This is a genomic window from Citrobacter sp. CFNIH10 (assembly GCF_002934585.1).
GTDB classification, from domain to species: domain Bacteria; phylum Pseudomonadota; class Gammaproteobacteria; order Enterobacterales; family Enterobacteriaceae; genus Citrobacter_A; species Citrobacter_A amalonaticus.
In genome coordinates this window covers 2,296,431-2,310,508 of the sequence record NZ_CP026216.1, presented here as the reverse complement: position 1 = coordinate 2,310,508, position 14,078 = coordinate 2,296,431, and the positions used below count along the sequence as shown (strand labels likewise).

14 protein-coding genes are annotated in these 14,078 nt (G+C 54.5%); 4 read left to right on the top strand and 10 right to left on the bottom strand.

Annotated elements, in window-relative coordinates:
• Position 1: 1 nt before the first annotated feature.
• From C2U53_RS14655 to rppH, 8 genes are all read right to left on the bottom strand, one after another.
• On the bottom strand, positions 2–322 hold the full coding sequence (locus tag C2U53_RS14655; protein ID WP_054176844.1) for a prepilin-type N-terminal cleavage/methylation domain-containing protein: 321 nt from the start codon (positions 320–322) through the stop codon (positions 2–4).
• Positions 307–714 carry a DUF2509 family protein gene (locus tag C2U53_RS14650; protein ID WP_104446052.1) on the bottom strand — a complete coding sequence of 136 codons (408 nt, stop codon included), beginning with the start codon at positions 712–714 and terminating at the stop codon, positions 307–309. Before C2U53_RS14650 ends, C2U53_RS14655 begins: the two co-directional genes overlap by 16 nt.
• Positions 711–1,274: a prepilin peptidase-dependent protein gene (locus tag C2U53_RS14645; protein WP_042999475.1), complete on the bottom strand. Its 564-nt coding sequence runs from the start codon at positions 1,272–1,274 to the stop codon at positions 711–713. The genes C2U53_RS14650 and C2U53_RS14645 overlap by 4 nt, the downstream gene beginning before the upstream one ends.
• On the bottom strand, positions 1,265–1,735 hold the full coding sequence (locus C2U53_RS14640) for a prepilin peptidase-dependent protein (protein WP_104446051.1): 471 nt from the start codon (positions 1,733–1,735) through the stop codon (positions 1,265–1,267). Before C2U53_RS14640 ends, C2U53_RS14645 begins: the two co-directional genes overlap by 10 nt.
• 182 nt (positions 1,736–1,917) lie before the next feature.
• On the bottom strand, positions 1,918–2,712 hold the full coding sequence (gene thyA, locus C2U53_RS14635) for a thymidylate synthase (RefSeq protein WP_042999473.1): 795 nt from the start codon (positions 2,710–2,712) through the stop codon (positions 1,918–1,920).
• Positions 2,713–2,718: 6 nt separating this feature from the next.
• Positions 2,719–3,594 carry a prolipoprotein diacylglyceryl transferase gene (gene lgt / locus C2U53_RS14630; RefSeq protein ID WP_042322421.1) on the bottom strand — a complete coding sequence of 292 codons (876 nt, stop codon included), beginning with the start codon at positions 3,592–3,594 and terminating at the stop codon, positions 2,719–2,721.
• Between the two features lie 148 nt (positions 3,595–3,742).
• Positions 3,743–5,989: a phosphoenolpyruvate--protein phosphotransferase gene (gene ptsP / locus C2U53_RS14625; protein ID WP_044254183.1), complete on the bottom strand. Its 2,247-nt coding sequence runs from the start codon at positions 5,987–5,989 to the stop codon at positions 3,743–3,745.
• Between the two features lie 12 nt (positions 5,990–6,001).
• Positions 6,002–6,532, bottom strand: a complete 531-nt coding sequence (gene rppH, locus C2U53_RS14620) for an RNA pyrophosphohydrolase (protein WP_042999471.1) — start codon at positions 6,530–6,532, stop codon at positions 6,002–6,004.
• A gap of 684 nt (positions 6,533–7,216) precedes the next feature.
• Here rppH and mutH point away from each other — a divergent pair.
• From mutH to C2U53_RS14595, 4 genes are all read left to right on the top strand, one after another.
• On the top strand, positions 7,217–7,912 hold the full coding sequence (gene mutH, locus C2U53_RS14610; RefSeq protein ID WP_042999469.1) for a DNA mismatch repair endonuclease MutH: 696 nt from the start codon (positions 7,217–7,219) through the stop codon (positions 7,910–7,912).
• Positions 7,913–7,975: 63 nt separating this feature from the next.
• Positions 7,976–8,689 (top strand): TerC family protein, encoded by a 714-nt coding sequence (locus C2U53_RS14605; RefSeq protein WP_042999468.1) that lies wholly within the window; start codon positions 7,976–7,978, stop codon positions 8,687–8,689.
• 137 nt (positions 8,690–8,826) lie between these two features.
• Positions 8,827–9,045: a lipoprotein YgdR gene (gene ygdR, locus C2U53_RS14600; protein ID WP_000758655.1), complete on the top strand. Its 219-nt coding sequence runs from the start codon at positions 8,827–8,829 to the stop codon at positions 9,043–9,045.
• Between the two features lie 107 nt (positions 9,046–9,152).
• Complete coding sequence (locus tag C2U53_RS14595; protein ID WP_042999467.1) at positions 9,153–10,193, top strand: NADP(H)-dependent aldo-keto reductase; 1,041 nt, start codon at positions 9,153–9,155, stop codon at positions 10,191–10,193.
• Between the two features lie 33 nt (positions 10,194–10,226).
• On the opposite strand, the gene lplT is transcribed toward C2U53_RS14595, so the two are convergent.
• Together lplT and aas are read right to left on the bottom strand one after the other, a co-directional pair.
• A complete protein-coding gene (gene lplT, locus C2U53_RS14590; RefSeq protein ID WP_104446050.1) occupies positions 10,227–11,423 on the bottom strand; it encodes a lysophospholipid transporter LplT in 1,197 nt (398 codons plus the stop codon).
• Complete coding sequence (gene aas, locus C2U53_RS14585; RefSeq protein WP_104446049.1) at positions 11,416–13,575, bottom strand: bifunctional acyl-ACP--phospholipid O-acyltransferase/long-chain-fatty-acid--ACP ligase; 2,160 nt, start codon at positions 13,573–13,575, stop codon at positions 11,416–11,418. The genes lplT and aas overlap by 8 nt, the downstream gene beginning before the upstream one ends.
• Positions 13,576–14,078: the final 503 nt, after the last annotated feature.

Here is a 14,078-nt window from a genome sequence, read left to right as displayed (position 1 = left end):
ACTAACGGTTTGGGCAGTGCAGGCGCGTCATTTTCCCCTGCCTGCCCTGAGGTGAAGATAGCGTAACGCTGATGCTGACACATCCCGCCTGCGTTGTCTGCATCCGGTTAACCTGCCAGTTAACAGGTGGCGAAAACGAACGCAGTTGCGTCTGCTGCCAGCCCTGACGCCAGAGTTGCAGGTACTGGCTCCTGATGAAAAAACCGTTCATTAGCGCGCGCTGGTATCCGGAAAGCGCCGTCACCACCATCACCATAAGAACCATTGCCAGTATCACCTCTGGCAGGCTAAATCCGCACTGGCGGCTCAGGGGAGCTGGCATAGCGCGACCTCCCGTAGCGGACAGAAATCGCTCCAGCCATGAAGAGAAAAGACGACGTTTTCCTCCTGTTGCTCGCCTTCTCGCCATAGGGAGGTTCCCTGATAGCTGGCAATAAGCAAAGCGCGACTGTTGGCGAGTCTGCGCAGGCAGACGGGGACATTGGCATCCCCGTAGTACCGACACGGTTTATCCGAGCTTATCGACCATGGCTGCATCCTGCCCCACTCCATGGCTGACTGTACGACAGCCTGGCGTTGCAGAGCCTGACTTTCTATCGTCACCCGTGAAGCAAAACTGCTCTGCTGCTGGTTAACGCCCTGCAACAGTAAGCTGCCGAGGACCAACAGCAGCAGAACCAGCGCCAGAGAGGAGACGCCCAGTTCGTGGTTCATAAATTAAACCCGGTAACGCTGTAGCGTGCATCGACCACGGTTTGCGGATCCCTCCGGCTAATGCCGCGCAGATGTATGGTCAATTCGGGTGCAAAGCCCGCGATATCCTGAGGCACAACCTCAAATGCCGTAATGTGTACGACGTCAGGATCGGTCATTTTATCCCATCCTTTTCCACTGCACGTTTTCGCGCCGCGCTGCGTCTCCAGCACGTTATCATTCAGGCGAAACCCGGTTTGTTCAGCTTCCTTTACCGGCTCGCTTTCCCAGACGCCATTCGCGTTGGCGTCCCACTGAACGATGACACACTGTCCCGCGTTGGTAATGTTTACTCCATCACCACTACAGCTACCGTGGCAATATCCTGCGCGTTGGAGGTGTTTCGCAATGGTGTACACCCGCTGCCACATGTCATCCTCCAGCGCGAGTCTGCGGGTCTGCTGCAAAATATCGCGCTGTAATGCCGGTAAAAAACGGGCGGCTCCCAGCAACAGTACGCTGCTGATCGCCATTGCAATCAGCACCTCAAGCAGAGAGAAACCGCGTTCACTCACCGACAACCCTGGGTATCGTCGCGCTCGCACAAGCGGATCCGTCCCCACGGTGAAACCACTACCCGCCATTCGCCTGTCGAATTTTTCAGTCGGATATTCCCCGGCCACGCGGTATTGCGCTGACCATAAAACGTCAGTGAAGCTGTAATCCCGACGAGCTCGACATCGTGCCAGAGCGGCACAAAAACGAACGCCGAGCGCGGCGTACAGGTATTTCGTGAGGCTGTCGAACTGACAAGACACCATGACGCGTCCTCCTTGATGGCGGTAATGATGTGATCGCGGTTATGCCAGTTGGCATCTTCCCGTAGCTGCAGCAAGAAATCGCGCAACTGACAGGCGGTCTGCCAGAGATGTTGCTGTTGCTGCCACTGCTGCCAACCATAGAGTCCTGTTGCACTCAGGCTGATAATAATAAGCATCGCAACCAGCGTTTCGATGAGCGTATAGCCCTGCTGTGTATTCATGGCGGCAGTATGACGCGTCGGGAGGTTAACACGAGGCGAGAATTCAGGTTTTTCGGCGCGTTACGAAAGAAATTTACTCTGTTACAGCAGATTGCATCATTTCAGGAACCCGCGCCGAAAAAACAAAATTTGGGTAAAAAAAACCGACGCGCAAAGGCGTCGGTTATGACAGGATAAAGCCGTCAGATAGCAACCGGCGCTTTTATCCCCGGATGCGGGTCGTAACCCTCGATTTCAAAATCTTCGAAGCGATAATCGAAGAGGGAATCAGGTTTACGTTTAATCACCAGTTTCGGCAGTGCGCGCGGTTCGCGAGTCAGTTGCAGATGCGTCTGCTCCATGTGGTTGCTGTACAGATGCGTGTCACCACCGGTCCAGACGAAATCGCCGACCTCCAGATCGCACTGCTGCGCCATCATATGCACCAGCAACGCATAGCTGGCGATGTTAAACGGCAGGCCGAGGAACACGTCGCAGGAGCGCTGATACAGCTGGCAAGAGAGCTTGCCGTCCGCGACATAGAACTGGAAGAACGCGTGGCATGGTGCCAGCGCCATTTTGTCCAGTTCGCCGACGTTCCACGCCGAAACGATAATACGGCGCGAATCAGGATCATTTTTCAACTGGTTCAGCACCGTCGTGATCTGATCAATGTGGCGACCGTCCGGCGTTGGCCAGGCGCGCCACTGTTTGCCATACACCGGGCCCAGGTTGCCGTTTTCATCCGCCCATTCGTCCCAGATGGTGACGTTATTGTCGTGCAGATAGGCCACGTTGGTGTCACCTTGCAGAAACCACAGCAGCTCGTGGATGATGGAGCGCAAGTGGCAACGTTTTGTCGTCACCAGCGGGAATCCTTCCTGCAGGTTAAAACGCATCTGATGACCAAAAATGGAAAGCGTTCCGGTTCCGGTACGGTCGTTTTTCTGTGTGCCTTCATCCAGCACTTTTTGCATCAGTTCTAAATACTGTTTCATGGTTCCTCAGGAAACGTGTTGCTGTGGGCGACGGCGATAGGCCCAAACCATCATGATCACACCAGCGACAATCATCGGAATCGAGAGGATCTGTCCCATGCTGATGTACTGTACCCATTCACCGGTGAACTGCTGATCCGGCTGACGGAAGAATTCAACAATGATACGAAACGCGCCGTAACCAATCAAAAACAGCCCGGAGACTGACCCCATCGGACGCGGTTTACGAATAAACAGGTTAAGAATGATAAACAGCACTACGCCTTCCAGCGCCATCTCATAGAGCTGAGACGCATGGCGCGGTAAAGAGCCGTAGGTATCAAAAATAGATTGCCATTGCGGGTTGGTTTGCAGCAGCAGAATGTCTTCAGTGCGCGACCCGGGAAACAGCATGGCGTAAGAGAAATTCGGGTCGACACGGCCCCACAGTTCGCCATTGATAAAGTTGCCCAGACGCCCGGCCCCCAGCCCAAAGGGGATCAGTGGCGCAATAAAATCAGAGACCTGGAAGAAACTGCGCTTCGTGCGTTTGGCGAAGATAATCATCACCAGAATCACACCAATCAGCCCACCGTGGAAGGACATACCTCCGTCCCAGACGCGGAACAGGTACAGCGGATTATCCAGGAACAGCGGGAAGTTATAGAACAATACATAGCCAATACGCCCCCCGAGGAAGACCCCGAGGAAACCTGCATAAAGTAAGTTTTCGACTTCATTTTTGGTCCAGCCACTGCCCGGACGGTTGGCTCGGCGCGTCGCCAGCCACATCGCGAAAATAAAGCCGACCAGATACATTAAACCGTACCAGTGAAGTGCGACGGGTCCAATTGAGAAAATGACCGGATCGAATTCCGGAAAATGCAGATAGCTACTGGTCATCTGTCACCACAAGTTCTTGTTATTTCGCTGAAAAAATTCAGCAAGCGATATGCGCACCCACTACTTACAGGCGCTCCAAAGGAGCGAATGATAGCATACGAGGTTCTGTGAGGCTGTCGGGAAGATGTAAAAGATCTGTATAGCGCTTTTACAACCCCCCTCGAATCAGGCCGCCCATGCCGCGACGCTCCATAAACGCTGCCACCTGATGGCGCACTTCCGTTGCCAGTTGTGCCTCAAGGCTGCGTTGGGCAAGGATTTTTGCCTCTTCGTAATCAATGCGACGCAGCAGGTATTTTACGCGCGCCACAGAGCGACCGTTCATTGAAAGATGGCGAAAACCCAGTCCAATCAGGATGGTGACGCACATCGGATCGCCCGCCATTTCGCCACATACGCGCAGGTCGATATCGCTACGCTCAGCTTCCTGCGCAATCATCGACAGCGCGCGTAGCATTCCTGGATGCAAACTGTCATAAATGCTGGCAACGCGCGTATTGTTGCGATCCACCGCCAGCACGTACTGGGTCAGATCGTTAGTCCCGACGGAGACAAAATCGATACGACTCGCCAGATTCGGCAGCATAAAGACCATCGACGGTACTTCCAGCATGATGCCGATACGCGGTTTCGGGATCGCGTACCCAATCATCTCTTCCACTTCGCGGCCCGCACGTTCAATCAGGCGGCGCGCTTCATCCACCTCATCGATACTGGTTACCATCGGCAGCAGAATACTCAGGTTGCCCGTCGCCGCATTGGCGCGCAGCATCGCCCGCACCTGGACAAGGAAGATTTCCGGCTGATCGAGCGTAATGCGAATGCCTCGCCAGCCCAGGCAGGGATTCTCCTCGCTGATTGGCATGTACGGCAGCTGTTTGTCCGCGCCAACATCCAGCGTTCGTAACGTCACCGGCTTGTCATTAAACATCTGCAACATGCCCTGGTACTGCGCCACCTGCTCTTCTTCCGAAGGGAAACCGCTTTGCAGCATGAAGGGAATTTCGGTGCGATACAGGCCAATGCCGTCGATACGACTGCCCAGCTTTTCTTCATGTTCCGGGCTGAGTCCCGCGTTCAGCATTACTTTGATCCGCTCACCGCTTTTCAGCTGTGCGGGTAAATTGACGTCATCTTCCGCCAGTCGGCTGAGCTCGTTCTCTTCGCTGATAAGCCGCTGATATTCCTGGATCAATACCGGTTCAGGATCGACCAGCAGCTCACCGCGGTAGCCATCCACCACCAACGTACGCCGGTGCAGCACCGATGGCTGAATATCGGCGCCCATCACGGTGGGAATCCCCATGGCACGGACCATGATCGCGGCATGGGAGTTGGCCGCCCCGTCGCGGACAACAACGCCCGCCAGCCGGTCCTGCGGCAGTTCCGCCAGCGTGGTGGCCGAGAGTTCATCAGCCACCAGCACGAAGCGTTCTGGCCAGGCATTTGGCCCTTGTATGGAATCATCGAGATGGAACAGCAGGCGTTGGCCCAGCGCACGCAGGTCGCCTGCACGCTCTTTGAGATAGTTGTCGCTCAGCGCGGCAAACTGTTCGGCAAACTTTTCGATGATCGTTTTGACCGCCCATTCGGCCACAGACCCTTTATCCACTTCGGCAAACAGCTCGCGTCGCAGGCGGGCATCGGAAAGCAGGTGCGAATAGAGATCGAATATCGCGGCGGTCTCTTTCTGCGCCCCAGCGGCAAACCGCTTGCTGTAACGGCGAAACTCATTTGCCGCCTCTTCCAGCGCACCGGTCAGGCGCTCACGCTCCAGAGCGGGATCCAGCGTCGAGGCCTGATACACCTGCTCCATCAGCGGTAGCGTCGCATCCTGCCAGCCTTCGGCAATCGCCACGCCCGGCGCCGCCGGTAGCGCACGAATTCGAGTCTGGCGATACTGGCCGAACAGGGCGGTAAGCTGAGATTGTGACAGAATCGCTGCCATCTGCGTGGCAAGTGTCACCAGGAAAGATTCTTCGCTTTCATCGTACTGGCGCAGTTCGCGCTGCTGTACAACGAGGACGCCCAGCAGTTGACGACGCTGAATGATCGGCACCCCGAGGAAGGCACGGAAGCGTTCTTCTTTTACCGAGGGGATGTATTTAAAACTGGGGTGTTTTTGCGCATCAGCGAGGTTAATAGGTTCCGCCAGCCTGCCAACCAGGCCGACGATACCTTCATCAAATGCGAGTGCGACAGTACGACCGCGCGGTTTTTTAAGCCCCCGCGTCGCCATGAGGTAATAACAACGTCGGTCATGATCGGCCAGATAAACCGAGCAGACCTCTGTATCCATCGCAAGACAGATGTCAGTAACCAGAATATTCAGCGCTTCATTAAGACGCGGAGCACTGGCCACCTTTTCGACTATTTCGCGCAGGCGGGTGAGCATAATTTGCGTGGCTTAACCTCTTTTACGTCGATAAGCAGGTGTATTTTGCGGTTTTGGCGTCGCTTCCTGAAGCGCCATCACAACACTTGCGAACTCTTTCATCACCCTGCGGTAGACATCGCGTTTAAATGAAACCACTTGCCGGACCGGATACCAGTAACTTACCCAACGCCAGCCGTCAAACTCAGGAGTGCTGCTGGTTTGCATATTGATTTCCGCGTCCCCGCTCATCAACTGCAAAAGAAACCACTTTTGTTTCTGGCCGATACACACCGGCTTTGTATCCCAACGCACCAAACGTTTCGGTAACTTGTAACGCAACCAGTTGCGAGTAGAGGCAAGGATTCGCACATCTTTACGGCTTAACCCTACTTCTTCAAACAGTTCCCGGTACATCGCCTGTTCTGCTGATTCTCCTGGATTTATCCCACCCTGTGGGAACTGCCAGGAGTGCTGACCAAACCGCCGGGCCCACATCACTTGCCCCTGACGATTACAAATTACGATACCTACATTTGGGCGGTAGCCATCGTCATCAATCACCGGACTACCTCAACATAAACCTTATATGAGAATGATTGTTTCACACTCCTGACAGACGGTAAACCACTGAGTTACGGCGGTGTGCATCTAATAACAATTGAATAACTCACAGTTAAAGACAAAGTTATAAACAGACACTCACCCATTCGGGCGATTTTATTCACCTTTTCTGTGGATAGAGTTGTGAAGAAGTACGGAATTACTCCGGGAAAACCCGGAACAGTCTGAATAAACGGACAAGAGGGTGAAAAAAATATTTTCTTTTATTCATGAGGTTACTGGCTCGCTTTAGCGATAACCAGGCAAAAAGGTGATAGCCATCACACTGACGATCCTCAGGCTGATGAAAGATCGAACAGCGCCGACTTTATCCACAGATTGTGCCAATAAGTTAAACACAAATTGTGTGAAAATTCGATTTTTGTCGCACGTCAAGGCTGTAAATGGAAACAGTAGTCGGGGTTTTTCACAGTTATCCCATCTTTCTGTGGATAACATGGTGTAAGATCCTGTTTAAATTCAGTGACCAGAAATGGAAAACCCATTCTTGTGTTGCGCAACACGTGACGTCAGAAACTAAAAACCAATATAAATCATGACATTGAATATGACATGTGGAAAACGATAAACTTCTTTCTCACGGTATAAAATCCTTGTTCATTTTTTCACCTAAGGTGTAACGCCATGTCCGGACTCCATCCTTTACGCTTTCCACCGAAATCTGAAGCCCTTCTGCTCCAGCAAGCGCAGCAGCTTTCGGGCTATTCGCTGGGCGAACTGGCGGCGATGGCAGGTATTGTTGCACCGAAAGATCTCAAGCGGGACAAAGGCTGGATCGGCGTATTACTGGAACTCTGGTTGGGGGCCAGCGCCGGAAGTAAGCCTGAACAGGATTTCGCCGCATTAGGCGTCGAATTGAAAACCATTCCTGTGGATAGCCTCGGCCGGCCGCTTGAAACCACCTTTGTCTGCGTTGCACCGCTGACCGGAAACAGCGGCGTGACGTGGGAAACCAGTCACGTACGACACAAACTGAAGCGGGTACTGTGGATCCCGGTAGAAGGCGAACGCAGCATTCCCCTCGCGCAGCGGCGGGTGGGATCGCCAGTACTGTGGAGCCCTGATGAAGAAGAAGACCGTCAGTTACGGCTCGACTGGGAAGAATTAATGGACATGATTGTGCTCGGTCAGGTTGAACGTATCACTGCCCGCCATGGCGAATTTTTACAACTACGACCGAAGGCGGCAAACGCCAAAGCGCTCACCGAGGCGATCGGCGCCCAGGGCGAGCCAATACTGACGTTGCCGCGTGGTTTTTACCTGAAAAAGAACTTCACGCGCGCCCTGCTGGAACGCCACTTTTTGTTACAGCAGCGTTAGACTTTCGCCTTGTGTCCGGGAAGCATATAATTAGCGTTTCTTTTTTTGGCAGGACTTTGTTCAATGTTATTTGCATGGATAACCGATCCTAACGCCTGGCTTGCGCTCGGTACGCTGACGCTGCTGGAGATCGTGCTTGGGATCGATAATATTATTTTCCTCTCACTGGTGGTTGCAAAACTCCCGACTGCGCAACGTGCGCACGCCCGTCGTCTCGGTCTCGCAGCGGCGATGATCATGCGACTGGCGCTGCTGGCCTCCATCGCCTGGGTGACCCGGCTGACCAATCCGCTGTTCGAGGTGTTTGGTGAAGCCATTTCCGCCCGCGACCTGATCCTTCTGCTCGGCGGATTGTTCCTGATCTGGAAAGCGAGTAAGGAGATCCACGAATCCATTGAAGGTGAAGAAGAAGGGGTGAACATGCGCGTCAGCTCCTTTCTGGGGGCCATCGTGCAGATCATGCTGCTCGACATTATCTTCAGTCTGGACTCGGTGATCACGGCGGTTGGCTTGTCCGATCATCTGTTCATCATGATGGCGGCGGTGGTAATTGCCGTTGGCGTAATGATGTTTGCGGCGCGTCCTATAGGCGAGTTTGTCGACAGGCACCCGTCCGTGAAGATGCTGGCGCTGTCGTTTCTGATTCTGGTGGGCTTCACCCTGATCCTGGAAAGCTTCGACGTTCACGTGCCGAAGGGTTACATCTATTTCGCCATGTTCTTCTCGATTGCGGTTGAGAGCCTGAACTTGTTGCGAAACAAAAAGAACCCGCTGTAATTGTCCTTTTCGCTCCCTGCGGGGAGCGAACCTCTCCCTTTTTCTCCTCTCAGATTAAGATTTTCCTGCTTTTCCTGCCCACAACTTCAGGTTATTACTAGACTGTTATCAGACGCAGGCCACGTGAGGATAAATGGATGAAAAAATGGGCAGTGATAATTTCCGCAGTAGGACTGGCTTTTGCTGTTTCCGGTTGTAGCAGCGATTATGTCATGGCGACCAAAGATGGTCGGATGATCCTGACCGACGGGAAACCCGAAATTGATGACGATACCGGTCTGGTGAGCTACCACGACCAGCAGGGCAACGCCATGCAAATTAACCGCGACGACGTTTCTCAAATCATTGAACGTTGAAGATTGAGGTCAGCCGCGCTGCTGGCCTTAACAATTTTTCTTCCCTTTTTCCCTTCCCTCAGCCATTTTTATAATCCTTATGTCGTGATTATAAAAAGGAAACGGCTATGCAATATCACCGTATACCCCACAGCTCGCTTGAAGTCAGTACACTGGGGCTGGGCACAATGACGTTTGGTGAACAAAATAGCGAAGCCGACGCACATGCACAGCTCAACTATGCCGTCGCCAACGGCATTAACCTGATCGACGTGGCCGAAATGTACCCGGTCCCGCCACGCCCGGAAACCCAGGGGCTTACCGAAACTTACGTCGGAAACTGGCTGGCCAAATATGGCAATCGAGAAAAGCTGATTGTCGCCTCCAAAGTGAGCGGCCCGTCGCGCAATAATGACAACAGTATTCGCCCGAATCAGGCACTGGATCGTAAAAACATTCGTGAAGCGCTGCACGACAGCCTGAAACGTCTGCAAACCGATTATCTGGACCTTTACCAGGTTCACTGGCCGCAGCGCCCTACCAACTGTTTTGGCAAACTCGGCTATAGCTGGAGCGACGCCGCGCCGGTGGTGTCGCTACTGGATACGCTGGATGCGCTGGCCGAGTTCCAGCGGGCGGGCAAAATCCGCTACATTGGCGTCTCGAATGAAACGGCCTTTGGCGTGATGCGTTATCTGCATCTGGCGGATAAGCATGATCTGCCGCGCATTGTCACCATCCAGAACCCTTACAGCCTGGTCAACCGCAGCTTTGAAGTGGGGCTGGCGGAAGTGAGCCAGTATGAAGGCGTCGAACTGCTGGCCTATTCCTGCCTGGGATTTGGCACGCTGACCGGTAAATACCTGAATGGCGCGAAACCTGCCGGTGCGCGCAATACACTGTTTAGCCGCTTTACCCGCTACAGCGGCGAGCAGACGCAAAAAGCCGTGGCGGCGTATGTCGATATCGCCAGACGGCATAACCTTGATCCGGCGCAGATGGCGCTGGCATTCGTTCGTCGTCAACCGTTTGTTGCCAGTACACTGCTGGGCGCCACCACCATGGAACAGCTGAAAACCAACGTCGAGAGTCTGCATCTCGAATTAAGCGAAGAGGTGTTGGCAGAGATTGAAGCGGTGCATCAGGTTTACACCTATCCTGCACCGTAACAGAAGCGCGCCGGAGGAATTCCGGCGCGTTGATTATGCCTGGCGGCGCTGCCAGATCCACAGCGCCGCTATCGCCAGCGCAAACAGACCGCCAAAACCGATACCCACGGCGACAACCGGAATTCCTACCCACACCGCCAGCGAGTAGAGCCCCAGCATCAACAGCATCGCGCTGTTCTCACCGAGGTTCTGTACCGCGATCGCATTACCCGCCCCGACGCTCTTTTTACCGCGCTCCTGCAACAACGCATTCAGCGGCACGACAAAGAAACCGCCCAGCACACCGATCAGCATCAGTAGCGCATAGGCAGGCAACAGCGCGTGTTGAAGAGAAAAAATAAGCACCACGACGCCAATCAGGATCCCTGCTGGCATACAACGCACCACGGTATCCAGCGTGACCAGTCTGGCAGCAGCTCCGGCCCCGGCCACAATACCGATCGCGACCATCGCGTTCAGGTAGGTTGGCGTGGCGTTATCGGTAATGCCTAACGCCACCGGTACCCACAGGACCAGCAGAAAACGCAGCGTGACTCCCGCCCCCCAGAACAGACTGGTGCCCACCAGCGAAAAACGCGTTTCGCCGTTGCGCCACAGTGAAACGCAGGCGCAGAAGAAACTGCGAGTCATTTTCATCAGATGCCAGGACTGCCCAGGACGAGCGGCAGCCAGTTTGGGAATAGACAGGTTCGCCACCACCGCTCCGGCGTAGGCCAGCGCACAGACAACCAGCGCGGCAATAACATGCCAGTCGGCCAGCACGCCGCCCGCCACCGAGCCAAGCAGAATCGCCGCAACCGTGGATGCTTCCATCAGGCCGTTCGCTTTCACCAGCTTATCGCCGGTCGTCAGTTCCCCCAGAATGCCGTATTTGGCCGGCGAGTAAGCCGCCGCGCCAATCCCCACCAGCGTATAGCCGATAAACGGATTGAAGCCAAAACAGATCGTTGCCGCCCCCAGCAGTTTCAGGCCGTTGGCGAACATCATCACCCGGCCTTTGGCAAAGCTGTCAGCGATCTGCCCCACAAACGGCGCAAACAGGATGTACGCGCCCACAAACACCATTTGCAGAATCGGCTGACTCCAGTCCGGATAGAACTGTTCCTTCAGCAGCGCCAGCGTGGCAAACAACAGGGCGTTATCGCCAAACGCAGAGAGAAACTGCGCCGCGATAACCGACATCATTCCTTTCGACCAGACAGAGGTATTGGTATGTACTGACTCAGGCATTTTGTTTTTCCGGATCATCAACCCAACTTTTCAGCATCACGAAATCCGGCTTACCGCTGCCGAGTAACGGGAGTTGCTTCAGGTAACGGATATCGCGCGGCACCGCCAGTTCTGGCACGCCGTGCGCACGGGCATACTGCTGTAATACATCACGCGTCAGCTCGCTATCGGTGGTAAAGAGCACCAGCGCTTCGCCTTTGCTGGCATCGCTCTTGATCGCCGTCGCGTGCATTTTTTCCGGCGACACGCCGAGCGCCAGTTGCTCAACCATCTCCAGAGAGACCATTTCACCGGCAATTTTCGCAAAGCGTTTGGCGCGTCCCTGAATTTGCACGAATCCTTGCTCATCAAAGCGCACGATATCGCCGGTGTCATACCAGCCGCGCTCCAGTTCCCCGGCGGCGTTTTCCGCCACCGGCACCTCCAGTACGCCCGGTTTTTCCACGCGCAGATAACCGTTCATGATGTTTGGCCCTTTCAACTGCAAACGACCGCCCTCTTCAATACCCGGGATCGCCAGCAGACGCGCGTCCATGCCGGGCAGGATCCGCCCAACGGTACCAGGCTTCGCCGCCATCGGGACGTTAATCGAAACCACGGGCGCACACTCCGTTACGCCATAGCCTTCGAGAATCCGCAGACCAAACTTATCCTGCCAGAGCTGTTTTGTACTCTCCTGGAGTTTCTCCGCTCCCGCCACCACATAGCGCAGACGATAGAAATCATACGGATTGGCAAAACGCGCATAGTTGCCGAGGAACGTGGAGGTACCGAACAGCACCGTGCAGTTCCGGTCATAAACCAGTTCCGGCACAATGCGGTAATGCAGCGGGCTGGGATAGAGGAACACGTCAGCGCCGGTGAGCAGCGGCGTAAAAAGCCCTACCGTCAGACCGAACGAGTGAAACAGCGGCAGTGCCGACATAAAACGGTCATTGGCGGTGAAGTCAGCAATGGTTTTTATCTGCTCGACGTTAGCCAGCAGGCTTTTGTGGCTATGCACCACCCCCTTGGGATGACCTTCGGAACCCGAGGTAAAGAGGATCACCGCCGCCTCTTCCGGCTGCTGCTTGACCTGCGCCCGATGCGGCATCAGCAGGTGCGCAAAGATCCACAGTTTGTCCGCCGTGGTCACATCGGCTTTGAGATCTTCCAGATAGACCCAGCGAACCTGCGTCAGTTGCTCCGGCAGGTGCCAGAGTTTGCCTTTATCCAGGAACTGGCGGGAGGTAAAAATGGTTTTGATTTCCGCAGCGGTGATAGCGCTGGTCAGCCCTTTGACGCCCGCCGTGTAGTTCATCATTGCCGGGATACGACGGCGAGACACCGCGCCGAAAATCACCGCCGCGCTGATCGCGGCATTGGGCAGCATCAGGCCAATTTTTTCGCCTTCCGCGCTGTATTTTTCCAGAATACGCCCGACAAAAAGCGTCTTAGTGAGCAACTGTCGGTAGCTGTCCGGCTTGAAGTTGATGTCTTCGATACAGTGCTTGCCCGCGCCATAACGGTACATCGCCGCCAGCAGCGATTCATACAGCGTTTCGCGCGGACGCACCGCCATCCGTGCTTCCATCATTTTCTGATGCAGCATTTCACCGGCGATTTTACGGCGATCGCGCGCGCGCGGCGCATCGGGCATAGGCAGATGGGTTGGTGGTAAAACATGCAGGTGGATCCGCGGGAAGAAGCGGCGTTTCACCAGCCCTTTCAGGCGGCTGAAATGGGTGAGTTCTGCACCTTCAATCCGTACCGGTACTAGCGTCGCGCCAGATTTCGCGGCGACAAATCCGGCACCGTCGTAGATTTTCATCAGCGAGCCGCTCACCGAAATGCGCCCCTCCGGGAAAATCACCACCGGGCGACCCTGCTCAATCAGTCGAACCAGATGTTTAATCGCCATCGGCTTCGTTGGGTCGAGCGGCACAAAATCGATCAGCGAGGTTAACCAGCGCATGTACCACTGTTGACTAATCGAGGTGTAAACCGCAAACACCGGACGTACCGGTAGAAATAGCGCCAGCAGAATGCCGTCGATAAACGAGACATGGTTGGGGGTGATTAAGACGCGTTCTCCCCGCAACGCCTGCATATCCCCCGTCACGCGTACCCGATAGAGCACGCGGCACAGGTTACGGAAAAAGCCAAATAACATTTCAACTCCCTTTGCGCACGATTCGGTAAAATAATGGTGGCAGATTACACGAACAAGGCAACAGGAGCGACAGTAAACTCGGGGCGAAAAAAAACCTGCGCATCCGCGCAGGTTGGTGCAAGAGACAGGGTACGAAGAGCGTACCGAATAATCTCACCAATCAATACCTCTGGGATCTTGATTGTGGTCTGTGCATGACCGCTTCGCCAGCGCGAAAACGCAAAGGAATGAAGGGAAATGCAACCAGTTGTGTAAATTCTCGCTTACTGTTACAGATTGCCGAAATAGTAAAAAAAAACCTGCGCGACTGCGCAGGTTGGTGTAATTCGTGTGCTCAACCCGAAAGTTGACTTCACCTATCAATACCTCTGGGATCTCAACTTTATCAAGCTGCCAGGAAGCGTCGCCAGCGAACAATCGCAACAGCCCTTCGCAAAGTGTAACTAATGGTTTGCATCATTCGATTTTTGGCGTAATTCCAAGGATTTTGCTCACATTTGCCG